The organism is Chitinimonas sp. BJB300, from assembly GCF_002735695.1.
In the GTDB taxonomy this organism is placed as follows: domain Bacteria; phylum Pseudomonadota; class Gammaproteobacteria; order Burkholderiales; family Chitinimonadaceae; genus Chitinimonas.
The window spans coordinates 1-775 of record NZ_PDZH01000339.1; the positions used below are offsets into that span (position 1 = coordinate 1).

The following is a 775-nucleotide window of genomic DNA, read 5'->3' on the forward strand; positions in this document are numbered from 1 at the left end:
AAGCCAGCATCGGGTGATGCGCCAGCGGGTCGGCCACCTGACGCCGTGGTACTTGTGGTTTGGTCGGTGCGCGATGGCGCGTCTTGAGTTTCTGGCCCTTACGCGGCATAGCCCGCGCCTTCTACCGCTACGACACCCTGCGGGTACGACGGTACTGCATTGGGAAGGGGGTGCCGCGTGATTGACGGTTTTTCAGGGTCAACCTCTATCAGCCTTGTAGATACTGGCGTTGAAGGCCCTAAGTCCGTCTGACCAGGGGCCGACCCGGTACCGACCTCGCCCCGACCAGCAACCGACCACGTGCCTATATCCCCCGACTGCCTACCCTCAAGCCCCGACCGCGGGCTGTCGTACAGACAGGCCGGGTCAAGCAAGCCCGACAGATACGGCGCATTGCGGCCATCACCGTCATACAGCAGTTCATAGTCATAGCCTTGGCCCTGGCTGGCACGATGCACTACCAAGTATTCCAGTTCGGCCAGTCGCGCCAGATGCACCTTGAGCTGGGTATCTCCCCAACCGGTGGCGTCGCGCACCACCTTGCGGCTGAATCGGTATTCCGAACAAGGCAGTTCCAGTACGGCTGCGCGGGCGCGCACCATCTCACACACCTGAATCAGCAATTTGCGCGTCTGCGGTGGCAACTCGTCCAGGCTGCGGCCCAGCACTTCATGCGCCAGCGTATTGGCCTGTGCAATGTCTTGCGGCGTCACTTCCACGTACTCAATCTGCCGATCCCCTACCGTCAAGCTCTTGATCGGGCGTTGGTACTGGT

1 protein-coding gene is annotated in these 775 nt (G+C 61.5%); it reads right to left on the minus strand.

All coding sequences use genetic code 11. From position 1 onward, the window contains the following. Positions 1-98: 98 nt before the first annotated feature. On the minus strand, positions 99-775 hold a 677-nt coding region (locus CSQ89_RS22775), incomplete at its 5' end, for a hypothetical protein (protein ID WP_308418210.1).